A 23427-nucleotide genomic window follows, 5' to 3' on the forward strand; every position below is an offset into this window, starting at 1 on the left:
GAAGAGGGGGAGAAGAACAATGAAACTATTAAAACCAATCCATGAATATAGTGAGCATATTACGGCGTATAGACAAGCGTTTTTACACTCAGGGGAACAACCAAATGGAAGTAGTTCTTTACAAAACTTTGATTCTCTTGATGAATGGTTTGAAAAAGTGAGTAAACAAGAACTAGGAGAAAATTTACTAGCTAATCGAGTGCCATCTAGTCAGTTTTTAAGTTTTGAAAAAGGGGAACTTATAGGTTTTGTGAATATTAGACATAGATTAAATCCAGAATTATTACGGGAAAGCGGTCATATTGGATATAGTGTCCATCCGAATAAACGTCGCCACGGTTACGCTACGAAACAACTACAACTTGCATTAGCTGAAGCGCAAAAATTAGGATTGCAGAAAGTATTAATAACTTGCGATAAATCCAATATCGGTTCTGCTAAAACGATTCAAAAGGTTGGAGGTGTGTTAGAAAATGAAGTAGTTTCTTCTCGTACTGGTGAAGTTATTCAGCGCTATTGGATAGAAATATGATTAAGTAGGAATTTGAAAAGGTAATGCAAGCTGTAATATCGAAATAGATAAATGAAATATAGGGGATTACTGCAATTTTAGGGGGAAATGAAATGGGATTAAAAGAGAAAGCGATAGAGATTTCAGAGATTTATAGGAAAAATCCGAAAGTAGAAGCTATTATTTTAGCGGGTTCAGTAGCTAGAAAGCTTGAAGATGAACATTCAGATATAGAATTACATATTTTATGGTCAACACCGCCAGAAGATGAGGATCGTAGGGCCCCTATTCATCATATTGATGGGACAATATTATCGTATCATCCGTATGAGGAAGAAGAATGGTCGGAAACGTATTTAACGAAAGAGGGAATTAAATTAGAGATTAGTAACTTTTTAACAGAGACAGTAGAGAAAGTGATTTCGGATGTGGTGGATCAATATGATATAAGTTATGAAAAACAATGTATTGTATCATCCATTCATGATGGTGTTAGTTTGTATGGAGAAGGGAAAGTGAATGAATTAAAAGAAAAAGTAGCGGCATATCCAGATGAACTAGCAAAACGGATGATTTCAGAAAATCTATGGTTAAGTAATCGTTGGCACAATCGAAAGGCGCTTTTAAAACGGAAAGATTGGCTTATGCTTTATGACGTTATTTGCGAAGTACAAAGGAACATATTCGGTGTTTTATTTGGTTTGAATAAAATGTACGTACATCATCCAGCGTTTAAATGGATGCCTAATAATGTGGAACGAATGACTATTAAACCTGAAAAATTATATGAACGTATGGTGGACACATTAATAGGGAATCCAGAAAAAAGTGTGCAGGAGTTAGAGTTGCTAATAGAAGAAGTGTTGCAACAAGTTCATACATACGCGCCAGGAGTAAATGTGGATGAGCAAGAAAAATCTATTTTTTATTTTGTGGAATAGAAAATAGTAATAAGGGGGAAGTTATGGGGTTTTTTAATAGGTTTTTTAAAAAAGTTGAAAAAGTAAATGAGCAAGAAGCTACTCTTCATGAATTAAGTGAAGAATTGTATGTTGAATCACCGGTAGAGGAAGCGACTAGTTACTGGGTATCAATGGCACAAAATATAATTGTTAATGCTGTAAAAGCGGCTGACAATGATGTGGAACGTGCCTTCGTGTTATTGAATTTGAAGAAAGGTGAGGCTTCATTTGATATTTTTTATCAAATAAATGGGCAATTGTATTTCTGGGATCAGCTAGAAAATGAGACGATAAGAAATAGAATTCAGAACGAGTTGTTACCGCAAGCTCCAGAAGTTTCAAATGCAGTAAATGAGCAATTTCGTGGAGCTGATCACCCTATAATTTCGTTCGCACAATTGCAGTTTGAATGGGAAACGAAAGCCTGGTTCTCACATGTAATTTGGGAAGATAGCCTTGCTGCTCAATTGCCCAAAACTCAAATTCTAAATGAATGGTTTCGTGTAAGTAAAGAAGAAACGAAAAATAGACCACTGGATAGTGATGCGAAATTTTCTTGGTATCCATCAAACTCTTAAAAAATGAATACAGAGAGACAGGTTATGTTTCTAGATGATTTGTATTATTGAATAAGTATCAATAATACGTAATTCTTTTTCTATTGCCTGTTAGAATTCGTTATGTACTAAGCTACTTGTTTTCTAAACTAAAACTTATATTTCGAATTTTTAAATAGATTGTAATACATAAAAATTCGAAATATAAGTTGACACTATTTTTAATGTGTGATAAAAATGATAGTAATCAATTCGGAAAATAATATTTGGGCAATGAAAGGGTATAGTAGTGAATATCTCCCTATTTCAGAGAGCTGATGGTTGGTGTGAATCAGTATATAGATTATTCGTGAAGTTCGTCCTGGAGCATCTTTCATAAATCTCATATTTTGAGGAAATGAAAGACGGTAGTTTATACCGTTATCAAATAAAGTGGTGAAGATTTTTTCACAACTAGGGTGGTACCGCGATATTTATCGTCCCTACGTATTTACGTAGGGACGTTTTTTATTTAGGTCCTAACTTTGGTGTGGCTTCATAACTAGGGTGGTACCGCGATATTTTATCGTCCCTACGTTTTTGCGTAGGGGCGTTTTTATTTAGGTGGTTTCTTAGTGTTCTTCACAACTAGGGTGGTACCGCGATAATTTTGTCGTCCCTACGTATTTACGTAGGGGCGTTTTTTTATTATTAGGGAGGAAGTGAACGTATTAGAAAAGAGTATTGATAGAACAATATAAATACCGAATTGTAACAAAGAAAAAGAGATAGAGAGGAGATTAACAAATGAATTCACAGCAATGGACATCGAAATTAGGTTTCGTATTAGCTGCAGCAGGTTCGGCAATTGGTCTTGGGGCGATTTGGAAATTCCCATATATGGCCGGCATTGGAGGAGGCGGAGCGTTCTTCCTAATTTTCATCGGTTTCACATTATTAATTGGTTTACCGCTATTATTAGCTGAATTTGTTATTGGAAGAAGTACACAAAAAGAGGCTGTCGATGCATATAGAGAGATTGCTCCTAAAACGTTATGGCCTTGGTTAGGTAAATTAGGAATTGTAACATGTTTCATATTACTTTCTTTCTACAGTGTTGTAGGAGGCTGGATTTTATTATATTTATGGAATGCAATTACAGGTAGACTATGGGAAGGAAATGGAGCATACGAAGCTACGTTTGGTGAAATCATTTCCAATCCATATTTAGCAGTTGGATCACAGCTATTATTCATCCTTATTACTATTTTCATCGTAAGTAAAGGTGTACAAAATGGTGTTGAAAAAGTAAATAAATATTTCATGCCAGCACTATTCGTTTTATTCTTTGTATTAATCGTTCGTGCACTTACGTTAGATGGTGCTGGAGAAGGCGTTCGTTTCTTCTTACAACCTGATTTCTCACATGTAACATCAGAAGTCATTTTATACGCAATGGGGCAATCGTTCTTCTCATTATCTGTTGGGGTAGCCGTTATGGTAACGTATAGCTCATACTTACCGAAAGAAGAAAGCTTACCACGTTCAGCATTTTCTATCGTAGCCTTAACTCTTGTTATTACATTACTTGCAGGACTTGCAATTTTCCCAGTTGTGTTCGCATTTGGGATGGAACCATCTCAAGGACCAGGACTATTATTTATCGTATTGCCAGCTATTTTCAGTAAAATGGCATTCGGAAAATTATTCTTCATCGTTTTCTTATTACTATTCTTCTTCGCTACGATTACATCAGCAATTTCGATGTTAGAAATTAGTGTTGCATCGTTAACATCAAAAGGTAAAGGGAAACGTGAAAAAATGGCCTTAATCGTAGGGTTATTAATCTTCGTTGTTGGGGTACCATCAGCATTATCATTCGGTATATTAAGTGATCTGAAGATTTTCGGGAAGACAGTCTTTGATTTAGCGGACTATGCAGTAAGTAACGTATTAATGCCACTTGGTGTATTATTAGTTTCTATCTTTGTTCCTTTAAAAATGAAGAAAGATGTATTAATGAAAGAGCTAGGTGTAAGTAAAAATAAAGGTTATAAACTATTCGTATTATGGTTATTCTTACTACGTTATATCGCACCAATTGCGATTATTATCGTATTCTTAAATGTACTTGGCATTATATAAAAAGAAAGGTAGCGTATCATACAAAGATACGCTACCTTTTTATTTTGCTCTTTTTTGCAATTCATTTACTGTTACGAACTGATAGCCCTTCTTAGATAAAGAATCTAAAATACCTTCAATCGTTTGTAAATTTTCATTAGACTCATCATACATAGAGTGCAGTAAAATGATAGAACCTGGTTTTACATTTTTATTAACGTATTTAATTTTATCAGCCGCAGATTTATAAAAAGTATCGGGCTCAAGATCCCATGTGATTGTTTCGATATTGTTTTTATTTAAATAATATGGCAGCCCTATTAACTTCTTACCGTTAGGGGGCCTAAAATCAATTTCGTCTGTAAATCCTGTTTGGCGGATTAATGAATTCGTTTTTTCTATTTCATCTTTAATAAAAGAAGGTGTTTTGAAAACCATTCTATTATGAGAATATGTATGGTTTCCAAGTTGGTGTCCAGATTGCGCGATAGCTTCTCCTAACGATAAATTTTGCTCTAATTCATTTCCAATTAAAAAGAAAGTAGCTTTAGCGTTGTATTTATCTAGTAGCGGTAATATTTGTTTTACATTGTTAGTAGGGCCATCATCAAAAGTTAAAGCAATCACTTTTTCATTTGTTTCTACGCGTTGTGTTAAATCTCCAAATAATTGAAAGCTTCTTGCGTTCATCAATTTGTATGTTCCGAATAATGCCGTGATAATAAAGAATAGTGTAACGATTGTAATGATAATTTTTTTCTTCATAATGTAACCTCACAATGATTTTTAATTCAGTTAAAAAGTATTATATCAAACTAAGTAATTTCGTGCTTTAAGAAGGGTGTGGATGCAAGGAGAAGGAATTTATCATATAATAAAATGCAAAAGGTATATTAGGAGGTGTTTATATGGCGATTATAATTCAATTGCCAGACACTGCAACGTCTCATGCAAAGCCAAGTATGGAAATGGCGATACTTTGCGTGAGGTAGACAAGTAATATACAATCGCCTATATGAGCTCGTATCATTTTTTATATTTGGCTTTGCACCTTATTGAAATGAACCATAAAAAATAAGGGGCGAGCAGAAATGAAATACGTAAAAGCTAATGCTGTTTTACCAGAGAGTTTAATTACTGAAATTCAAAAGTATATACAAGGTGAAACAATTTACATTCCGAAACAAGAAACGAAACATTATAAATGGGGTACACGATCTGGCGGAAGAAAACAACTAGATGAAAGAAATAAAGCAATTAAAGAAGCGTTTAAAAGTGGGATTGCTATTCATCAACTTGCAGAAGAATATTTTCTTTCTGGGGAAACGATTAAAAAGATTGTGTATTCTAAATAAGAGGAAAAGAGTCTGATTCATATATTACTTTGAATCAGACTCTTTTTGTTTTATATGTATTGGATATATGAGGTGTGAACGGGCATGATAATAGAAAAAATGTGCCGTTTTTTTACTAAATGGTATACAGAGCACTTGAAAAGTAGAAAGGTGAACATATATGAATCATATTGGACAAATAACGATAGAGCTTTTAGTTGGTTTTTTTGTTCTATTAATTGCTACAAAAATATTAGGGAAAACACAAATATCTCAGCTAACGCCATTTGATTTTATTTCTGCAATCGTCCTAGGTGAGCTCGTTGGAAATTCAATATATGATCCTAAAATTAAAGTATGGTCTATTTTATATTCAGTATTTGTTTGGGTAATTTTAATTTATACTATAGAAGTGATAACACAAAAAGTAAGAGGAACAAGAAGGTTTTTTGAAGGGTATCCTTCAATTATTATTCGTAACGGAAAGATTGATCGTGAACAATTAAGCGTAAATCATTTGGATATAAACCAATTACAACAAATGCTTAGGCAACAAAAAGATATATTTTCAATCCGAGAAGTTGAATATATGATATTGGAACCGAACGGAAACATAAGCGTTCTGAAAAAAAGTAAATACGAATCTCCTACTATAAATGATTTAAGTTTAAAACATAAGCCTGTATACTTACCAATTTCATTAATTAGTGATGGAAAAGTAGTTAAGGATAATTTGAGGGAAGCGGGATTTGATGAAGGATGGCTTTATAAACAAATAAAGCAAAAAGGAATTACTAAATTTGAAGACGTATTATATGCGGAATGGAAAACAGATGATGGCTTCTTTTGTCAGGAAATGCAGCGGTAGAGAATAAGTGATATATGTAATGTTTGTTTCTAAGTTATCTTTTACATATCAAAAAATGTAATCATTGTATACAATAAAACTAGATCAACAATTTGTATGGAGTGATAAAGATGGAAGCGTTTATTAGAAGTGATCAATATAATTTTATAAAATCACAAGCTTATATTTTAGCAAACGGGCATGCAACGGCAAATGATAGAGGTGTAATTCAAGCGTTAAAATCGCTTGCGATTGAAAAGATAATACATGTATTTGAGAATTTAACGGATGAACAGAAAGAGTTAATTGATACGGTATTAACAGTTCAAAATAGAGAAGATGCAGAATCATTTTTAATGAAAATAAATCCGTATGTAATTCCGTTTCAAGAAGTTACAGCACAAACATTAAAAAAATTATTTCCTAAAGCGAAAAAGTTAAAACTTCCTGATATGGAAGAAATGGATATGAAAGAAATATCTTATTTAAGCTGGATTGATAAGGGGTCAAGCAGGAAATTTATTATAGCGAAAAATGATAAAAATAAATTTGTTGGTCTGCAAGGAACGTTCCAAAGTTTAAATAAAAAAAGCATTTGTTCGTTATGTCATGGACATGAAGAAGTAGGAATGTTTTTAGTTGAAATTAAAGGCGATGTACCAGGAACTTTCGTTAAAAAGGGAAACTACATTTGCAAAGATGGTGTAGCTTGCAATCAGAATATGAAATCGCTAGATAAATTGAACGATTTTATTGAACGCTTGAAGAAATAACGAGAAAACCTCTAGTATTTAAACTGGAGGTTTTTATTTTTTGAAGAAGTACAATAAGCTTTCTTTGTAAATGTAGATTTATAATGAAATTTGATAAAAATATCTATTATGATACAGTTGCTTATATGCAAGGAGGTAAAACATGGATTACCTTTTATCGAAAGAAAAAGTGAAGCGATGGCCCAAAGATATGATAGCGGCGGGGCGTTGTCATACAGTTGGCCTGAAATCGGATGGCACGGTAGTAGCGGTGGGCCGGAATAAAGAAGGGGAATGTAATGTAAGTGGCTGGCGAGATATTGAAGCAGTCGCAGTGGGCAATGTTCATATGGCAACGAACACGGGTAATGCTCATACAATCGGTCTTACATGTGACAGTACTGCGGTAGCAGTGGGTTGGAATAAGCATGAACAATGTGATGTAAACGATTGGCATAATATTGTAGCGGTTGCGGCAGGGTGGCGTCGTACTATTGGCCTGAAATCGGATGGCACGGTAGTAGCGGTGGGCCGAAATAAAGAAGGAGAATGCAATGTAAGCAGTTGGCAAGGTATTGTGGCAGTCACAGCGGGTGACTGGCATACAGTCGGTCTTAAATTGGACGGCACATTGACGACTGTGGGGAATAATCGATATGGTCAATGCAATGTAAGTAGCTGGCGAGGTATTGTAGCGGTCAAGGCTGGGTATCTTCATACTGTTGGTCTTAAACGAGACGGTACGGTGACAGCAGTGGGGAATGATAAACATAACCAGTGTGATGTAAGTGGCTGGCGAGATATTGTAGCAATAGCGGCTGGTACGAATCATACAATCGGACTTAAATCAAACGGTACCGTGGTGGCAGTGGGTTGGAATGAGTATGGTCAATGTAACGTAAGTGATTGGAGAGATATTGTAGCGATAGCGGCTGGTTGTGCACATACAGTCGGACTAAAATCAGACGGCACGGTGATCGCGGTAGGTAATAATGAATTTGGCCAATGCGATGTAGTTAGCTGGCGCGACATTCGGTTACCTGGCAAATAGTCAATTTACAATAAATCATTAGTAATATTATTCTATTTTAGGAGTAATTATGGAATAGGATATGTAGAAAATAATTAAACTTAAATCTGCTGAATAAGAATCTCTTTTGAAAAGGGATTCTTATTATTTTTCATAAAATGAGGGTGTAAATGGAATTTTTGAACAAATTTTATTTCAAAATTACAGTAGAAGATATAAATTAAAAAGTATAGAGGAGATAAAGGAATGCTTAAAAGGTTTTTACTTTCTTTACCGGATGTTTTACTTATATGTATCGTTCTCTACATAATGTACACAAATTCTTTTAGTTTTGGACAGATGCTAGTAATTTCCATTGCAATCGGAATTATTGGTGGTCTTGCTATTAGAATTTGTAAGGATGTATTCACGTATATAAGATGGACAATTAAACAAAGAAAAAATTGAATATGTTTAATAGTTATTAGGAGGGAATGAAATGACTAAGAAAAAGAATAGAGTGAAAAACGAGATAATACTTTGGTCACTAACAGCAATTGTTCTGTTAATTGTATGGTACTTTTATCAAAAATAAAAACGCAACGTACTAAAAACGCAACGTACTAAAAACGCACGATGCGTTTTTATTATTTTTTTTGCCAATTTTCTTTTATAAAGTCTTCACGCCCAGATTCTTTTTGCTCAGTAGCATATTTCTCTGGATTCTTTTTATAGAAATGTTGGTGGTATTCCTCTGCTTCGTAAAAAGGTGCAGCAGGACGAATTTCAGTCACGATTGGATCTTTAAACATACCGCTTTCTGCAAGAGCTTGTTTTGATTTTTCAGCAAGCCCTTTTTGTGTTTCGTTATGGTAAAAAATAGCGGTACGATAAGATGGACCACGGTCAAAAAATTGTCCGCCATCGTCAGTTGGATCGATTTGTGGCCAATATAAGTCTAGTAATTTCTGATAAGGAAAAATAGAAGGATCGAATGTAATTTGAACAACTTCTAAATGTCCAGATGTTCCAGCTTTTACTTGTTCATATGTTGGATTTTCTACATGACCTCCTGCATAGCCAGAAAGTACTTTATGAATACCAGGAAGTTCATCAAATGGTTTTACCATGCACCAAAAGCAACCGCCTGCGAAGGTTGCGAGTTCGTATGTTTTTTCGGACATTGCTGTAATCCTCCTAAATGTATATGTTTTATATAGTATTATATAAATTGTTTTATTGCGCAATAAAAAAGATTTGAAAATATATGTTTTTTATAAACAAGATCCTCCGCTCACATCAATTAATTGTCCAGTAACCCAGCGGCTGTCTGGAGAAGCAAGAAATGCAGCAGTATCGGCAATGTCCTCTACTTCACCTAAGCGATTGAAAGCGGAAATAGTAGTAGCGTACTGCTTCATCATTGGGTCGCTCAAGAGTTCTGCATTCATATCTGTTTTAATAAATCCTGGAAGTATTGCATTCACCGTTATTCCTCGTGCTCCAAGCTGTTTTGCTAGCGTAAAAGTCATTGTATTAATAGCGCCTTTCGTCATACTATATGCAACAAAATCAGGTAAAGAAATGCGGGTGGCAGCGGATGAAATATTAATAATTCGGCTATTGTCACGTAAACGTGGTAGTGCTAGTTGAATGATAAAGAATGGAGCTTTTGCATTTACTGAAACCATTCTATCAAAAAACTGTTCAGTCGTTTCTTCAATAAAAGCACCAGGACCAATGCCAGCATTGTTTATTAAAATATCAAATTGTGTTTCACCAGTGCGCTTTTGTAATTCAGTATCTAAAGCGTTATAAAGGTTTTCTACACCGTGTAAGGATTCTAGATTTGCGCCGATAGAAAAAGCTTGGCCACCATCTGATCGAATTTCATGAACAGTTTCTTCAGCGTCATCTTTTCGACTACCGTAATGAACAGCAACCAATGCACCGTCATTTGCTAAACGTTTAGCGATCGCTCGTCCAATTCCTCGGCTTGCTCCTGTAACTAACGCTACTTTCCCTTTTAACATAGTTTCCTCATCTCCTCATAAACTTTATAAGCTTTTCTTTATGTAGTAATGCAAACATACTTAAGTAATATATGAGTGTATGTAAGTAATGCATTCCAATTTTGATTTGAGAAAAAATAAATAGAATGAATTTTGATTTTTTTGAAAAAACATATTGACAATGAAAAGAACAACGTCCTATAATACGTGTAACAAATAAAAGTTAATTAAGAATTTTCTAACTTTATATGTTGTATATGCAAAGAAGAGGAAAGTAGATGATTATGATCGTTTCAGAGAGCTACTCCAAGGCTGTGAGGGTAGTAACAATCGAATCATTGAAGATCACCTCGGAGCATCGCTTGCGAAAGGGAAACTGAGTAGAGGGCGGCGGCATCGTCTCCGGTAAAAGGACGGAGGTCTGATTGGACCTACAAAGCTTATATTTCGTGAGAAGTATAAGGAAGCTGAGTGGTAACGCGAAACTCTCGCCTCAGCAATCAAAGCTACTAAATTGTAGTAGTTGATTGCTGAGGCGAGAGTTTTTATTTTTAAAAATAGAAGAAGAGAATGCGTAGAAGAGGAGAGTAAATGATAAAGATTGTTTCAGAGAGCTGCCCCGAGGCTGTGAGGGTGGTAACAATTCACTCATTGAAAATCACCTTGGAGCACTACTTTTGAAAACTAGTAAAAAGTAGCGGGGTTGTTCCCGATAGAAAAACAAAAGTCTAATTGGACTTGCAGAGCTTATATTTCGTGAGAAGTATAAGGAAGCTGAGTGGTACCACGATTCCCTCGTCTCAGCAATGGATTGCTACAAGTATGTAAGTAATCGATTGTTGAGACGAGTATATTTTTAAGGTTTATATACTGAATATTCTGTTAAAAATACTCATCTCAGCAATCGATGTAGAAATAGATTGCAAAAAATAGAGAAAAAAAGAGGAGCGATGTGAGATGGGAAACCAGTACATTTACATGAATGGGGAATTTGTAGAAAAAGAAAAGGCAGTTGTTTCAGTATATGATCACGGTTTTTTATACGGAGACGGTGTATTTGAAGGGATTCGTAGTTACGGAGGAAATGTATTTTGTTTAAAAGAACATGTGAAACGATTGTATGAATCAGCGAAATCTATTTTACTAACAATTCCAATGACGGTAGAAGAAATGGAAGAAGCAGTTTTACATACACTCCAAAAAAACGAATATACTGATGCTTACATTCGCTTAATTGTCTCAAGAGGAAAAGGTGACTTAGGGCTCGATCCGAGAAGTTGTGTGAAGCCGAGCGTAATTATCATTGCAGAACAATTAAAGTTATTCCCACAAGAATTTTATGATAATGGGCTAAGCGTTGTATCTGTTGCATCAAGACGTAATACGCCAGATGCGTTAGATCCACGTATTAAGTCAATGAATTATTTAAATAACGTACTTGTAAAAATTGAAGCAGCACAAGCAGGAGTGTTAGAGGCTCTTATGTTAAATCAACAAGGATATGTTTGTGAAGGTTCTGGTGATAATGTTTTCGTTGTGAAAGATGGAAAAGTATTAACCCCGCCATCCTATTTAGGAGCATTAGAAGGTATTACGAGAAATAGTGTTATCGAGCTATGTGAGCGACTGAGTATTCCGTGTGAGGAAAGACCGTTCACTCGCCATGATGTATATGTAGCGGATGAAGTATTTTTAACAGGAACAGCAGCGGAGTTAATTCCAGTTGTAAAAGTTGATTCCAGAGAAATTGGAGATGGGAAACCAGGAAGTGTAACGAAACAATTGACCGAAGAATTTAAAAAATTAACGAGAGAAAGAGGAGTACGTGTTCCCGGGCTGACGGAAAGCTTAGCGTAAATAAGGAGAGGAGTTAATGGAAATGAAGCAGCAGTATACAGCGTATGAGAAATTACAGTATGAAGAAATGACAGGCGCTGGGCATGTGATTCAATGTTTAAAGAGATTAGGTGTAACGACCGTTTTCGGCTATCCGGGCGGAGCAATCTTGCCAATATACGATGCTTTATACGAAAGTGGTTTGAAACATGTTTTAACTCGTCATGAACAAGCTGCTATTCATGCGGCTGAAGGATATGCGAGAGCTTCTGGAAAGGTCGGGGTAGTCTTTGCTACCTCTGGCCCAGGGGCGACAAATTTAGTTACGGGTTTAGCAGACGCTTATATGGATTCGATTCCTTTAGTTGTCATTACCGGGCAAGTTGCAACGCCTTTAATTGGTAAAGATGGATTTCAAGAAGCGGATGTTGTCGGAATTACAGTACCTGTTACGAAGCATAATTACCAGGTTCGTGATGTGAATCATGTATCACGAATTGTGCAAGAAGCTTTTTACATCGCCAAAAGCGGGCGCCCGGGACCAGTATTAATTGATATTCCAAAAGATGTTCAAAATGCAAAAGTCACCAGTTTCTTTAATGAAGAAGTTGATATTCCGGGGTACAAACCAGAACTTGTACCAGACAGCATGAAACTTAGAGAGGTGGCTAAAGCAATTTCAAAATCTAAGCGTCCACTTCTTTATATTGGAGGAGGTGTCATTCATTCAGGTGGATCCGATGAACTCTTAGAATTCGCAAGGGAGAACCGTATTCCAGTCGTTTCAACTTTAATGGGACTTGGTGCATATCCACCGGATGATTCATTGTTTCTAGGGATGCTTGGTATGCATGGGACATACGCTGCTAATATGGCGGTAACAGAATGTGATTTACTACTTGCATTAGGTGTTCGCTTCGATGATCGTGTAACAGGAAAATTAGAACTTTTTTCTCCAAACTCGAAAAAAGTACATATTGATATTGATTCTTCTGAGTTTCATAAAAATGTAACTGTAGAACATCCGATTGTTGGTGATGTAAAAAAAGCGTTACACATGCTGTTACATATGTCTATTTATACACAAACAGACGAATGGCTTCAGAAAGTAAAGACATGGAAAGAAGAATATCCACTTTCTTATAAGCAAAAAGAATCTGAGTTAAAACCACAGCATGTGATCAACTTAGTAAGTGAATTAACGAATGGTGAAGCGATTGTCACAACAGAAGTAGGTCAGCATCAAATGTGGGCTGCTCACTTCTATAAAGCAAGAAAACCTCGGACGTTCCTTACCTCTGGAGGATTAGGAACAATGGGGTTTGGTTTTCCAGCGGCAATTGGTGCTCAGCTAGCTAAAAAAGAAGAACTTGTCATTTGTATTGCAGGTGACGCTTCTTTTCAAATGAACATTCAAGAACTACAAACAATTGCTGAAAATAACATCCCTGTAAAAGTATTTATCATAAATAACAAATTTTTAGGGATGGTAAGGCAATGGCAAGAAATGTTTTATGAAAATCGTTTATCAGAATCAAAAATTGGATCACCAGATTTTGTGAAAGTAGCAGAAGCTTATGGAGTAAAGGGATTAAGAGCAACAAATTCAACCGAGGCAAAACAAGTGATGTTAGAAGCATTTGCTCATGAAGGTCCTGTCGTAGTTGATTTTTGTGTAGAAGAAGGTGAAAACGTATTTCCGATGGTTCCGCCAAACAAAGGGAATAACGAAATGATTATGAAGAGGTGGGAAGAATGAGTCATACTTTTTCACTCGTTATTCATAACGAGCCAAGCGTCTTATTACGTATAAGTGGGATTTTTGCTCGGCGTGGTTATTATATTTCTTCTTTACATTTAAAAGAAAGAGATACTAGTGGTGTTTCTGAAATGAAACTCACAGCAGTTTGTACTGAAAATGAAGCGACATTACTTGTTAGTCAGTTGAAAAAATTAATTGATGTTCTGCAAGTAAATAAATTATAAGGAGTGTATGGAATATGAAAACATATTATGAAAAAGATGCAAATGTAGAGTTATTACAAGGAAAAACTGTTGCAGTAGTTGGTTATGGATCACAAGGTCATGCGCAAGCACAAAATTTACGTGATTCTGGTGTAGAGGTTGTAGTTGGTGTTCGTCCTGGTAAGTCGTATGAAGTAGCGAAAGCGGATGGATTTGAAGTAATGTCTGTTTCAGAAGCGGTTCGAACCGCACAAGTTGTACAAATGTTATTGCCAGATGAACAGCAAGCTCATGTGTATAAAGCAGAGGTAGAAGAGAATCTTCGTGAAGGACAAATGTTACTTTTCTCACATGGATTTAACATTCACTTCGGACAAATTAATCCGCCAAGTTACGTAGATGTAGCGATGGTCGCACCAAAAAGTCCAGGACATCTCGTTCGCCGTGTATTCCAAGAAGGAAATGGTGTTCCGGCATTAGTCGCAGTGCATCAAGATGCGACGGGAACAGCGCTACATGTAGCATTAGCGTATGCAAAAGGTGTAGGTTGTACACGGGCGGGTGTAATTGAAACGACATTCCAAGAAGAAACCGAAACGGATTTATTCGGTGAGCAAGCTGTACTTTGCGGCGGGGTAACTGCACTTGTGAAGGCCGGGTTCGAAACGTTAACGGAAGGTGGATATCGCCCTGAAATTGCATACTTTGAATGTTTGCATGAATTAAAGCTAATTGTTGACTTAATGTACGAAGGTGGATTAACGACTATGCGCCATTCTATTTCAGATACGGCAGAGTTTGGAGATTATGTAACAGGATCGAGAATTGTTACAGATGAAACGAAGAAGGAAATGAAGCGTGTTTTGACAGAAATTCAGCAAGGTGAATTTGCGAAGAAATGGATTTTAGAAAATCAAGCAGGGCGTCCGACGTATAACGCAATGAAAAAAGCAGAGCAAAATCATCAATTAGAAAAAGTGGGAGCAGAGCTTCGTGAAATGATGAGTTGGATTCATGCACCGAAAGAATTAGTAAAGAAATAGAGTAAGAGAGTATAAATGAAAAATATGTAAGAGGGGATTTGACAAGATGAGAAGTGACATGATTAAAAAAGGTTTTGATAAAGCGCCGCACCGTAGTTTATTAAAAGCAACTGGTTTGAAAGATGAAGATTTTGATAAACCTTTTATAGCGATTTGTAATTCTTTTATTGAAATTATTCCAGGGCATAAACACTTGAACGAGTTTGGGAAACTTGTAAAAGAGGCAGTTCGTGCGGCAGGTATGGTACCATTCGAATTCAATACAATTGGAGTTGACGATGGTATTGCGATGGGGCATATTGGTATGCGTTATTCTCTTCCGAGTCGTGAAATAATTGCAGATTCAGTAGAAACGGTTGTAAATGCACACTGGTTTGACGGCATGATTTGTATCCCAAACTGTGACAAAATTACACCAGGTATGATGATGGCTGCACTACGTATTAATATTCCGACTGTGTTTGTTTCAGGCGGCCCGATGGCAGCAGGAAAAACATCTAAAGGAGAAGTTGTTGATCTGAGTTCCGTTTTTGAAGGAGTAGGAGCTTATCAATCTGGGAAAATTTCAGAAGAAGAATTAAAAGATATTGAAGATCATGGCTGTCCATCTTGTGGATCTTGTTCGGGTATGTTTACCGCGAACTCTATGAATTGTTTATGTGAAGTGTTAGGTTTAGCTCTTCCTGGTAACGGGAGTATTTTAGCAATTGATCCAAGACGTGAAGAGTTAATTAAACAAGCAGCAGAGAAATTGAAAATTTTAATTGAAAGAGATATTAAACCAAGAGACATTGTAACGGAAGAAGCAATTGATGATGCGTTTGCGCTTGATATGGCGATGGGCGGTTCAACAAATACAGTGTTGCATACATTGGCGCTCGCGCAAGAGGCTGGATTAGATTACGATATGAACCGTATTGATGCCGTTTCAAGACGTGTACCACATTTATGTAAAGTAAGCCCTGCTTCCAATTGGCATATGGAAGATATTGATCGTGCGGGCGGGATTAGTGCAATTTTGAAAGAGATGAGCCGGAAAGAAGGAGTACTTCATCTTGATCGAATAACTGCTACGGGGCAAACATTAAGAGAAAATATTGCTGAGGCAGAGATTAAAGATAAGGAAGTTATTCACTCTCTTGAAAACCCTCATAGTGAGGAAGGAGGATTGCGTATATTAAAAGGCAACCTTGCGAAAGATGGAGCGGTTATTAAAAGCGGTGCAACAGAAGTAAAGCGTTTTGAAGGACCTTGCGTTATTTTTAATTCACAAGATGAGGCACTTGCTGGCATTATGCTTGGGAAAGTGAAAAAAGGAGATGTAGTTGTCATTCGTTATGAAGGACCAAGAGGTGGCCCTGGTATGCCAGAAATGTTAGCACCAACATCAGCAATTGCTGGAATGGGATTAGGTGCTGAGGTTGCATTATTAACGGATGGACGTTTCTCTGGAGCTTCACGTGGAATTTCAGTAGGACATATTTCACCAGAAGCAGCAGCGGGCGGGATGATTGCACTTCTTGAACAAGGGGATATTGTATGTATTGATGTTGAAGAACGTTTGTTAGAAGTAAGAGTGAGTGATGAGGAATTAGAAAAGCGTAAAAAAGAATGGAAACGACCAGAACCGAAAGTGAAAACTGGCTGGCTTGGACGTTATGCACAAATGGTAACATCGGCGAATACAGGGGCTGTTCTGAAAATCCCAAATTTTGATTGAGCCAATTTAAAAGAGATAAGGATGATATATAATGGTGCAAAAGGTAAAGGAGAGAGTGAAAATTGAAGATATCTTAATGGCTCATAATTGCATGAAAGATATCGTTATTAAAACACCGTTACAACGTGATACAGTTTTATCTGAGAAATATGATTGTGACGTTTATGTAAAACGAGAAGACTTACAATTAATTCGCTCTTTCAAAATTCGTGGTGCATACAATTTGATTCAAAGTTTACCGAAAGAAAAGTTACAAAACGGTGTTGTTTGTGCAAGTGCTGGTAATCATGCGCAAGGAGTTGCTTATACATGTAATTTATTGAAGATTCCGTCGAAAATATTTATGCCCACAACAACACCGAAACAAAAAGTATCACAAGTACAATTTTTCGGTGGTGATTTCGCAGAGATTGTATTAGTTGGTGATACATTCGATAGCTCTTTCCAAGAAGCACAGTGTTATTGTGAAGAAAATAGAATGACATTTGTTCATCCGTTTGATGATCCGTATGTCGTTGCTGGTCAAGGGACAGTGGCAGTTGAAATTATGCATGATATGGAGAAACCGGTTGATTATATCTTTACAGCAATCGGTGGTGGTGGATTAGCATCAGGTGTTGGTACATATGTAAAAGGTGTTAGTCCTACTACAAAGGTTATTGGTGTAGAACCGATGGGAGCTGCATCTATGAAAGAGGCTTTTCTTCAAAATGATAATGTCGCATTAGAGAAAATAGATAGTTTTGTTGATGGGGCAGCGGTTAAAAAGGTAGGAAAGTTAACTTTTGAAACTTGTAAAGATGTAATTGATGACATTGTTTTAGTACCAGAGGGAAAAGTTTGTACGACGATTTTAGAACTGTATAAGAAAAATGCGATTGTAGCTGAACCGGCTGGTGCACTCTCTATTGCAGCACTTGATTTATACAGGGATGAAATAAAAGGTAAAACAGTTGTATGTACGCTAAGTGGTGGAAATAATGATATTGATAGAATGCAAGAAATGAAAGAGCGTTCGCTCATTTATGAAGGACTGAAACATTACTTTATCATTGAATTTCCGCAACGTTCAGGTGCGCTAAGAGAATTTCTTGATAAAGGATTAGGACCAGAAGATGACATTACGCGCTTTGAGTATATTAAGAAACATAATAAAGAAAATGGTCCAGCATTAGTCGGAGTAGAATTAAAACATAAAGGAGATTATGAGCAATTAATTACTCGCTTTAAAGAAAATAATATTCAATTTATGGAGCTTAATAAAAACCCTGTTTTGTTTGATTTGCTTATTTAATAGAAGGGAAGAGTTAGCATCTAAATAAAAAAGATAGATACAAGCGAGGGAATATAGTGCTTGTTCTATCTTTTTTATAGTTAAACTAGGTACTCATTAAATTCAAGAAGAATAAAGCTAGCTAACCAAAAGAGTATCGCAATACGAATGATTACATACATTGTAAATTCAAAAGGAGTAAGATTTCTCTCTCGCTTTATTTTTTTAAATAGTCTCACAGAATAAAAGGAACATAAAAGTAGAACTGCTATAGACATTTTATAAACGTTTTCTAACAAACTTACATTTTCTAATAAGTCTTTCAGCATGTTTATCACCTATTCTGTAAAGTATATTACAGAGAAATAGATCTCGAGCTGTCTAGTTTCGTTTGTTTTTTATTTTCCCTGTATCATCAATTTCTACATCAGTTGAAATTGTTTGTAAATATTGAAGAGCTTTTTTCTTTTCTCCCTCATTTACAGGGGAAACTTGGTTGTTGCGAATGGTATAAGGATTGAATGACATTTGGACATCCTTTCCTTTAAAAGTTAAAGTTAATACGCCAGTTTCAGCGCTTTTCCCATTCACATAACTCGGGAATAAAAAGTTACCTAATGAGTAAGCGATAGGGACTTTATTATAATACTCAAACCCTTGTAACCAATGTGGATGGCTTCCGACAATTGCGTTAGCTCCTGCTTCAACCATTTTAGGTACATATTGCTTTTGGTATTCTACCGGACGATTTGATTTTTCAACGCCCCAATGCATATAGACGATTAAATAGTCTGCATCTTGTTTTTGCTCTTTAATTGTTTTTGTTACAAGATTTAAATCATAGCCATTCGCAACGCCAGGTTTATTCTCACCAGCTACCCAATTAGAATCAGGCATAAATCGAACGAAGGAAAGAAATTTAAACTTTTTCCCTTTTACGGTCATTTCTCGTGCTGTATATGCATCTTTCGCATTTTTTCCGGCTCCAATGTAAGGGAACTTTAATTTTTCTACGTGAGAAATCGTATCTAATAATCCATCTTGCCCATAATCAAGTGTGTGGTTATTCCCAATATTTACGATGTCATATCCAGTGTTTTTAATAGCTTGTAGTGTAGATGGATCACTTTTAATCCAAAACAGTTGCCCAGGTGCTTTCTTTTCTTTCGTTGTAAATGCCGACTCTAAATTCACAAAAGAAATATCAGCTTTTTTTATTTCTTCTTTTACATGTTGGAATGGGTAATCAGCCCCATTCTTTTCGATTATAGGACGTAATTGCCAATCAAACATTGTATCACCAGAGAAGGTGAGTGTGATTTCTTGGTCTTCTATTTTCTTTTCGCTTTTTGAAGCGGTTTTACTAGATTTGTTTTGCAAATCGGGTTTGTCTTTTGCTTTTGAAATAAAAGAGTAATTGATTAATAAAACAATCGGTGTAATGAAAAAGGCTATTAACAAAAATCGTTTTAGTAAAGTTTTCATATATACCTTCCCTTTTAATATTATCCCGCAATTAAATTAACACTGAATCTATTAAAGGTAATTAAAGTTACAAAAAATAGCGGGTTATGTAGTGGAAAACATTTGTTAATATTCTCAATATTAAGTTAACATATAGATAACCTGTAAATCAATGTATAAACCAAAATATAGAAATAAAGAATTCGAAGGGTGAAGAATGAGAAATGGTTATATTAGGAGCAGTTGTAAATGGAATTTGTATTATATTTGGTACTTTACTTGGTAAATTATTTAGTAGGATTCCAGAAAGTATGAAAGGGACGATAATGCACGCAATCGGTTTAGCGGTTACTGTGCTTGGGCTTCAAATGGCATTAAAAAGTGAAAACTTTCTTGTTGTCATACTGAGTTTAGTGATTGGTACGGTAATTGGAGAATGGTTACAATTAGAAGAAAAGTTAAAACATTTAGGGGATTGGCTAGAAAATAAAGTTGGATCGAAAGGGAAAGGTAGCATATCAGAAGGTTTTGTAACAGCTACTTTAATTTTTGCAATTGGCGCGATGGGGATACTTGGTGCACTTGACAGTGGGATTCGCGGAAATCATGATATTTTATTTACAAAGGCGATTATCGATGGATTTATTTCTATTATATTAACGACAACTCTAGGAATTGGCGTAGTATTTTCGGCGATTCCAGTTGTTTTATATGAAGGTGGTATTGCAGTTTTTGCAACACAAATTAATAGTTTTGTCCCGAAAGAATTAATGAACAAATTTATAGTGGAGATGACGGCTACGGGCGGCATTATGATATCTGCTATTGGATTGAACTTGCTTAGTATTATTAAAATCAAGGTGGCAAATTTACTTCCAGGTATATTGGTAGTGGGTGTAATTGTTTCAATTATTTATGGTTACGGTTTGTTAGTAAATTAGTAGAGGATGGAAACACATATGGAGGAATTTCAATTTACAAAACGTGTGCATAAAATATTGGAGATTGCAGCAAAAGAGAGTGAGTATAACATAATTCACCCAGTCCATCTGTTTATAGGTATGTGTAAAGAAGGTACAGGAGTTTGCGCTGAGTTATTTATGTATTTGTTTCACAAAGTCGGTCCAGATTTTTTAGAAAAACTTTCGTTACGAAAACAATTCGATTTACATAATCAAGAGTATAAAAAAATAGGGCAATATAAACTATCTTATAAGGCGATAGAAATTTTACAAATAGCGAAGAAACGTATGGAACGCTTTCAGCAAGTAGTAGTAAATGAAGGACATGTTATGTATGCATTATTTCGTGTAGATACAAATATTGGTGGATTTATACATACACAAATGCAAGAAGATATATTACGTATTACAGCTGCACCGAGAGACTTAGCGGTTGATTTAAATAGTTTTAAATCTATTTATAATACATTATTTTGTCATGTAAGAAGAGTTAGTCCTTCTGATTTTGATAAGTTATCACGATTTGTAGTGGATGAATTTGGTGAACGGTGGTTACAGTCGGTTGATTATGGATTTCGGACATATAACGAAAAGTTACCTATCTATATTGCACAGCAGGAGGAAGTAATAGTTGGTTTCGCCTGTTACGATGTAGTGAGAGGAAAGAAAGGCTTGTTTGGTCCAATGGGCATAGCGAAACAAAATCGTGTGAAAGGTGTAGGAAAAGAATTATTGCATCATTGTTTATATAATATGAAGCAAGATGGATATGAATATGCGATTATTGGACAAGCAGGTCCCATTGAGTTTTACGAGAGAAATTGTAATGCTCGTTTAATACCGATAGATAATAAGTAACCAACTTCATATAGAGGAGTTGGTTTTATTATGAAAATGATGTAGAGATGTAGTGTTTTTTACTAGAAAATAGCGGGTTTTGTAGTAAATCTTGCATATAAAGCAAATTACTAAACTTTTTACAAGAAAGGGTGTAGAATGGGTATCTAAAGAAAGAAGGTGTGAAAATGGCCAGCTGGAAACGGAATTTAATGATTTGTTGGCTAGGTTGTTTTACCACTGCAGCCGGTATGAGTTTAGTAATTCCTTTCTTATCTTTTTATATTGAGGAATTAGGAGTAACTGGCACTTCAAGCATTGCACAGTGGTCGGGACTTGCATTTGGTGTAACATTTTTAATGGGTGCGATCGTATCGCCAATATGGGGAAAGCTTGGTGATATACATGGACGGAAATTGATGCTTATTCGTGCTAGCCTCGGTATGGCGATTATTATGACGCTTATGGGGTTTGTAACGGATGTGTATCAACTAGTCGCACTAAGATTTTTAATGGGAGCAGTATCTGGTTTCCTTTCAACAGCGATGACATTTATTGCAGCAGAAACTCCGAAAGAACATTCAGGTTGGGCGATTTCCACAATTTCAACTGGTGGTGTGAGCGGTTCGTTACTTGGCCCGTTACTTGGCGGTTATTTGTCTGAGTTAATTGGAATGCGTCATGTCTTTCTTGTTACGGGAGCTTTTTTATTCCTTTCCTTTCTTATCGTTTTTTTCTTCCTGCATGAAGAAAATCACTCTGCTCAAGCAAAAAAAACACAGCCGAAAAAAGTATGGACGATGGTCCCAGCGAAGCATTTAATTATTAGTTTATTTGTAACAACATTTATTATTCAACTTGCTAATATGTCAGTTCAACCAATTGTTACATTGTACGTGAAAAATTTAGTAGGTCCTCATACTGCACATATTGAAACAATTGCGGGTGCAGTTATGTCAGCGACAGGATTAGCAGTTATTTTGGCAGCACCAAGACTAGGAAGATTATCAGATCATATCGGTCCTCAAAAAACGTTAGTTGTAGCGTTATTTGCTGCAGGAATTATTTTTATCCCGCAAGCATTTGTAACGTCAGCTTGGCAACTATTAATTCTTCGATTTTTATTAGGTATCGCACAAGCAGGATTATTACCTTCCGTACAAACTCTACTAAAACAACATACACCAACCCATGTTACGGGACGAATATTTGGATATAATCAATCATTTCAGTTTTTAGGAAATATGATTGGTCCAGTGCTCGGGGGACAAATTGCAGCGCATGCAGGTTTCCAATATGTTTTCCTCTCTACATCTTCACTATTATTTATTGCGTGTATTTGGGTTTATTTTCATAATAAGAACGAAGAAGTATCAGAGAAACAACGTTTGGAAGTTAGTTAACTAAGTGAATAAAAAAGGATGAAGCAATGAATGCTTCATCCTTTTCTTTAAAATTTAAGACATAGATAGCTTAATGTACCAAGCTCGTAACTACGGTGAATGACTTCACCGCTATTTTCACCACTTCCCATAGCGATAAATAAAGGAACAAAATGTTCTGCTCTTGGTACTGCTAATTGTGCATGAGGAGCATTTTTCTCCCAATTAAACAATGCATCTTTATCGTTATTCTGCATATGTTTAATAATCCAATCATCAAATTCAATTGCCCATTTTTTAGGTGTAGTTTGATTCCATTTCAGTGCTCGTAAATTATGAACGGTAACGCCACTCCCGATTACTAAAATATCTTCTTGTCCGAGTCCTTTAAGTGCTTCTCCAATTTCAAATTGTTCTTTTGCAGAAAGGAATGGATTGACTGATATTTGCACGACAGGAATATTTGCTTCTGGATACATGCGGTGCAGGAGTGTCCATGAACCATGATCTAAACCTCTCGTCATATTATGATGGACTGAAATACCTTTGTTCTTAAATTTTGTTTCTAAAATAGATGCAATATGAGAAGAGCCTTTCGCACGATATTTGATTTCGTATAACTCAGGGGGAAAACCTCCAAAATCATAAATTGTTTCATACTCGTTATCTGATGAGGAAATCGTTAATACTTCACTTTCCCAATGAGCAGTGAAAATAACAATTGCTTTCGGTTTATATGTTTCTCCAAGTGTTTTTAAAAATCGTGTATAGTCTGTATCTTGAATAGCGAGCATAGGCGAACCATGTGCTAAAAATAATGATGGCATCATAATAGTAGGAACCTCCTAAAAATTATAT

24 protein-coding genes and 2 other annotated features are annotated in these 23427 nt (G+C 35.9%); of the genes, 18 read left to right on the forward strand and 6 right to left on the reverse strand.

Annotated features, from left to right (window positions below; all coding sequences use genetic code 11):
- Positions 1 to 19: 19 nt before the first annotated feature.
- The 4 genes from ACTFRU_RS12155 to ACTFRU_RS12170 all read left to right on the forward strand — a co-directional run bounded on the left by ACTFRU_RS12155 (position 20) and on the right by ACTFRU_RS12170 (position 4154).
- Positions 20 to 532 carry a GNAT family N-acetyltransferase gene (locus tag ACTFRU_RS12155; protein WP_025710145.1) on the forward strand — a complete coding sequence of 171 codons (513 nt, stop codon included), beginning with the start codon at positions 20 to 22 and terminating at the stop codon, positions 530 to 532.
- Positions 533 to 624: 92 nt separating this feature from the next.
- Positions 625 to 1452, forward strand: coding sequence for a DUF4037 domain-containing protein (locus ACTFRU_RS12160; protein ID WP_440037665.1), 828 nt, complete (start codon positions 625 to 627; stop codon positions 1450 to 1452).
- Positions 1453 to 1475: 23 nt separating this feature from the next.
- A complete protein-coding gene (locus tag ACTFRU_RS12165; RefSeq protein WP_290102308.1) occupies positions 1476 to 2051 on the forward strand; it encodes a hypothetical protein in 576 nt (191 codons plus the stop codon).
- 243 nt (positions 2052 to 2294) lie between these two features.
- Positions 2295 to 2517: a binding site (T-box leader), on the forward strand.
- A gap of 299 nt (positions 2518 to 2816) precedes the next feature.
- Entirely contained in the window at positions 2817 to 4154 is a 1338-nt protein-coding gene (locus ACTFRU_RS12170) for a sodium-dependent transporter (protein ID WP_001088187.1), read from the forward strand.
- 39 nt (positions 4155 to 4193) lie between these two features.
- Here ACTFRU_RS12170 and ACTFRU_RS12175 read toward each other — a convergent pair whose 3' ends face one another.
- Positions 4194 to 4898, reverse strand: coding sequence for a polysaccharide deacetylase family protein (locus tag ACTFRU_RS12175; RefSeq protein ID WP_000726858.1), 705 nt, complete (start codon positions 4896 to 4898; stop codon positions 4194 to 4196).
- A 326-nt stretch (positions 4899 to 5224) separates the two neighbouring features.
- Between ACTFRU_RS12175 and ACTFRU_RS12180 the strand changes: the two genes are divergently transcribed.
- The 5 genes from ACTFRU_RS12180 (at position 5225) to ACTFRU_RS12200 (ending at position 8543) form a co-directional block, all read left to right on the forward strand.
- Positions 5225 to 5488 (forward strand): CD3324 family protein, encoded by a 264-nt coding sequence (locus ACTFRU_RS12180; protein ID WP_000878325.1) that lies wholly within the window; start codon positions 5225 to 5227, stop codon positions 5486 to 5488.
- A 160-nt stretch (positions 5489 to 5648) separates the two neighbouring features.
- On the forward strand, positions 5649 to 6335 hold the full coding sequence (locus tag ACTFRU_RS12185) for a DUF421 domain-containing protein (RefSeq protein WP_001015543.1): 687 nt from the start codon (positions 5649 to 5651) through the stop codon (positions 6333 to 6335).
- 110 nt (positions 6336 to 6445) lie between these two features.
- On the forward strand, positions 6446 to 7087 hold the full coding sequence (locus ACTFRU_RS12190; protein WP_000387074.1) for a FusB/FusC family EF-G-binding protein: 642 nt from the start codon (positions 6446 to 6448) through the stop codon (positions 7085 to 7087).
- Positions 7088 to 7229: 142 nt separating this feature from the next.
- The gene (locus tag ACTFRU_RS12195) at positions 7230 to 8117 is read left to right on the forward strand and encodes an RCC1 domain-containing protein (RefSeq protein ID WP_000385092.1); all 888 of its coding nucleotides are present in this window, start codon (positions 7230 to 7232) and stop codon (positions 8115 to 8117) included.
- A 225-nt stretch (positions 8118 to 8342) separates the two neighbouring features.
- Positions 8343 to 8543 (forward strand): hypothetical protein, encoded by a 201-nt coding sequence (locus ACTFRU_RS12200; RefSeq protein ID WP_000919314.1) that lies wholly within the window; start codon positions 8343 to 8345, stop codon positions 8541 to 8543.
- A 179-nt stretch (positions 8544 to 8722) separates the two neighbouring features.
- Here ACTFRU_RS12200 and msrA read toward each other — a convergent pair whose 3' ends face one another.
- The gene (gene msrA / locus ACTFRU_RS12205) at positions 8723 to 9259 is read right to left on the reverse strand and encodes a peptide-methionine (S)-S-oxide reductase MsrA (protein ID WP_001291883.1); all 537 of its coding nucleotides are present in this window, start codon (positions 9257 to 9259) and stop codon (positions 8723 to 8725) included.
- A gap of 90 nt (positions 9260 to 9349) precedes the next feature.
- The gene (locus ACTFRU_RS12210; RefSeq protein WP_000911822.1) at positions 9350 to 10108 is read right to left on the reverse strand and encodes an SDR family oxidoreductase; all 759 of its coding nucleotides are present in this window, start codon (positions 10106 to 10108) and stop codon (positions 9350 to 9352) included.
- Between the two features lie 545 nt (positions 10109 to 10653).
- Positions 10654 to 10893 (forward strand) — a binding site (T-box leader).
- Positions 10894 to 11044: 151 nt separating this feature from the next.
- On the opposite strand from ACTFRU_RS12210, the gene ilvE reads away from it, so the two are divergent.
- Genes ilvE through ilvA form a run of 6 tightly spaced genes read left to right on the forward strand, consistent with a single transcriptional unit; the run spans position 11045 to position 17945 of the window.
- On the forward strand, positions 11045 to 11944 hold the full coding sequence (ilvE, locus tag ACTFRU_RS12215) for a branched-chain-amino-acid transaminase (RefSeq protein ID WP_000528161.1): 900 nt from the start codon (positions 11045 to 11047) through the stop codon (positions 11942 to 11944).
- 22 nt (positions 11945 to 11966) lie between these two features.
- Positions 11967 to 13682, forward strand: coding sequence for an acetolactate synthase large subunit (gene ilvB, locus ACTFRU_RS12220; protein WP_290102310.1), 1716 nt, complete (start codon positions 11967 to 11969; stop codon positions 13680 to 13682).
- The gene (locus tag ACTFRU_RS12225) at positions 13679 to 13909 is read left to right on the forward strand and encodes an ACT domain-containing protein (protein WP_000019909.1); all 231 of its coding nucleotides are present in this window, start codon (positions 13679 to 13681) and stop codon (positions 13907 to 13909) included. Before ilvB ends, ACTFRU_RS12225 begins: the two co-directional genes overlap by 4 nt.
- Positions 13910 to 13923: 14 nt before the next feature.
- Positions 13924 to 14931, forward strand: coding sequence for a ketol-acid reductoisomerase (gene ilvC / locus ACTFRU_RS12230; RefSeq protein ID WP_000861143.1), 1008 nt, complete (start codon positions 13924 to 13926; stop codon positions 14929 to 14931).
- Positions 14932 to 14977: 46 nt separating this feature from the next.
- Positions 14978 to 16651 carry a dihydroxy-acid dehydratase gene (ilvD, locus tag ACTFRU_RS12235; RefSeq protein ID WP_001255815.1) on the forward strand — a complete coding sequence of 558 codons (1674 nt, stop codon included), beginning with the start codon at positions 14978 to 14980 and terminating at the stop codon, positions 16649 to 16651.
- A 31-nt stretch (positions 16652 to 16682) separates the two neighbouring features.
- Positions 16683 to 17945: a threonine ammonia-lyase IlvA gene (gene ilvA / locus ACTFRU_RS12240; RefSeq protein WP_046392610.1), complete on the forward strand. Its 1263-nt coding sequence runs from the start codon at positions 16683 to 16685 to the stop codon at positions 17943 to 17945.
- 80 nt (positions 17946 to 18025) lie between these two features.
- On the opposite strand, the gene ACTFRU_RS12245 is transcribed toward ilvA, so the two are convergent.
- Together ACTFRU_RS12245 and ACTFRU_RS12250 are read right to left on the reverse strand one after the other, a co-directional pair.
- Complete coding sequence (locus tag ACTFRU_RS12245) at positions 18026 to 18253, reverse strand: hypothetical protein (protein ID WP_000910233.1); 228 nt, start codon at positions 18251 to 18253, stop codon at positions 18026 to 18028.
- A 52-nt stretch (positions 18254 to 18305) separates the two neighbouring features.
- Positions 18306 to 19409: a CapA family protein gene (locus tag ACTFRU_RS12250; RefSeq protein ID WP_000854540.1), complete on the reverse strand. Its 1104-nt coding sequence runs from the start codon at positions 19407 to 19409 to the stop codon at positions 18306 to 18308.
- A gap of 203 nt (positions 19410 to 19612) precedes the next feature.
- On the opposite strand from ACTFRU_RS12250, the gene ACTFRU_RS12255 reads away from it, so the two are divergent.
- The 3 genes from ACTFRU_RS12255 (at position 19613) to ACTFRU_RS12265 (ending at position 22590) form a co-directional block, all read left to right on the forward strand.
- Positions 19613 to 20329 (forward strand): DUF554 domain-containing protein, encoded by a 717-nt coding sequence (locus tag ACTFRU_RS12255; RefSeq protein WP_113304305.1) that lies wholly within the window; start codon positions 19613 to 19615, stop codon positions 20327 to 20329.
- An 18-nt stretch (positions 20330 to 20347) separates the two neighbouring features.
- Positions 20348 to 21208, forward strand: a complete 861-nt coding sequence (locus ACTFRU_RS12260) for a GNAT family N-acetyltransferase (RefSeq protein WP_000390854.1) — start codon at positions 20348 to 20350, stop codon at positions 21206 to 21208.
- A gap of 167 nt (positions 21209 to 21375) precedes the next feature.
- The gene (locus tag ACTFRU_RS12265) at positions 21376 to 22590 is read left to right on the forward strand and encodes a multidrug efflux MFS transporter (protein WP_000179302.1); all 1215 of its coding nucleotides are present in this window, start codon (positions 21376 to 21378) and stop codon (positions 22588 to 22590) included.
- 47 nt (positions 22591 to 22637) lie between these two features.
- On the opposite strand, the gene ACTFRU_RS12270 is transcribed toward ACTFRU_RS12265, so the two are convergent.
- Positions 22638 to 23399, reverse strand: coding sequence for a DODA-type extradiol aromatic ring-opening family dioxygenase (locus ACTFRU_RS12270; RefSeq protein ID WP_290102311.1), 762 nt, complete (start codon positions 23397 to 23399; stop codon positions 22638 to 22640).
- Positions 23400 to 23427: the final 28 nt, after the last annotated feature.

Origin of the sequence: Bacillus cereus group sp. MYBK220-1, assembly GCF_051916445.1 — a bacterium.
Classification (GTDB): Bacteria; Bacillota; Bacilli; order Bacillales; family Bacillaceae_G; genus Bacillus_A; species Bacillus_A cereus.

Bases quoted from the DNA above. Each gene is read 5' to 3' on its own strand.
- ACTFRU_RS12155 (WP_025710145.1), top strand. From the start codon at position 20: ATGAAACTATTAAAACCAATCCATGAATATAGTGAGCATATTACGGCG.
- ACTFRU_RS12160 (WP_440037665.1), top strand. From the start codon at position 625: ATGGGATTAAAAGAGAAAGCGATAGAGATTTCAGAGATTTATAGGAAA.
- ACTFRU_RS12165 (WP_290102308.1), top strand. From the start codon at position 1,476: ATGGGGTTTTTTAATAGGTTTTTTAAAAAAGTTGAAAAAGTAAATGAG.
- ACTFRU_RS12170 (WP_001088187.1), top strand. From the start codon at position 2,817: ATGAATTCACAGCAATGGACATCGAAATTAGGTTTCGTATTAGCTGCA.
- ACTFRU_RS12175 (WP_000726858.1), bottom strand. From the start codon at position 4,898: ATGAAGAAAAAAATTATCATTACAATCGTTACACTATTCTTTATTATC.
- ACTFRU_RS12180 (WP_000878325.1), top strand. From the start codon at position 5,225: ATGAAATACGTAAAAGCTAATGCTGTTTTACCAGAGAGTTTAATTACT.
- ACTFRU_RS12185 (WP_001015543.1), top strand. From the start codon at position 5,649: ATGAATCATATTGGACAAATAACGATAGAGCTTTTAGTTGGTTTTTTT.
- ACTFRU_RS12190 (WP_000387074.1), top strand. From the start codon at position 6,446: ATGGAAGCGTTTATTAGAAGTGATCAATATAATTTTATAAAATCACAA.
- ACTFRU_RS12195 (WP_000385092.1), top strand. From the start codon at position 7,230: ATGGATTACCTTTTATCGAAAGAAAAAGTGAAGCGATGGCCCAAAGAT.
- ACTFRU_RS12200 (WP_000919314.1), top strand. From the start codon at position 8,343: ATGCTTAAAAGGTTTTTACTTTCTTTACCGGATGTTTTACTTATATGT.
- msrA (WP_001291883.1), bottom strand. From the start codon at position 9,259: ATGTCCGAAAAAACATACGAACTCGCAACCTTCGCAGGCGGTTGCTTT.
- ACTFRU_RS12210 (WP_000911822.1), bottom strand. From the start codon at position 10,108: ATGTTAAAAGGGAAAGTAGCGTTAGTTACAGGAGCAAGCCGAGGAATT.
- ilvE (WP_000528161.1), top strand. From the start codon at position 11,045: ATGGGAAACCAGTACATTTACATGAATGGGGAATTTGTAGAAAAAGAA.
- ilvB (WP_290102310.1), top strand. From the start codon at position 11,967: ATGAAGCAGCAGTATACAGCGTATGAGAAATTACAGTATGAAGAAATG.
- ACTFRU_RS12225 (WP_000019909.1), top strand. From the start codon at position 13,679: ATGAGTCATACTTTTTCACTCGTTATTCATAACGAGCCAAGCGTCTTA.
- ilvC (WP_000861143.1), top strand. From the start codon at position 13,924: ATGAAAACATATTATGAAAAAGATGCAAATGTAGAGTTATTACAAGGA.
- ilvD (WP_001255815.1), top strand. From the start codon at position 14,978: ATGAGAAGTGACATGATTAAAAAAGGTTTTGATAAAGCGCCGCACCGT.
- ilvA (WP_046392610.1), top strand. From the start codon at position 16,683: ATGGTGCAAAAGGTAAAGGAGAGAGTGAAAATTGAAGATATCTTAATG.
- ACTFRU_RS12245 (WP_000910233.1), bottom strand. From the start codon at position 18,253: ATGCTGAAAGACTTATTAGAAAATGTAAGTTTGTTAGAAAACGTTTAT.
- ACTFRU_RS12250 (WP_000854540.1), bottom strand. From the start codon at position 19,409: ATGAAAACTTTACTAAAACGATTTTTGTTAATAGCCTTTTTCATTACA.
- ACTFRU_RS12255 (WP_113304305.1), top strand. From the start codon at position 19,613: ATGGTTATATTAGGAGCAGTTGTAAATGGAATTTGTATTATATTTGGT.
- ACTFRU_RS12260 (WP_000390854.1), top strand. From the start codon at position 20,348: ATGGAGGAATTTCAATTTACAAAACGTGTGCATAAAATATTGGAGATT.
- ACTFRU_RS12265 (WP_000179302.1), top strand. From the start codon at position 21,376: ATGGCCAGCTGGAAACGGAATTTAATGATTTGTTGGCTAGGTTGTTTT.
- ACTFRU_RS12270 (WP_290102311.1), bottom strand. From the start codon at position 23,399: ATGATGCCATCATTATTTTTAGCACATGGTTCGCCTATGCTCGCTATT.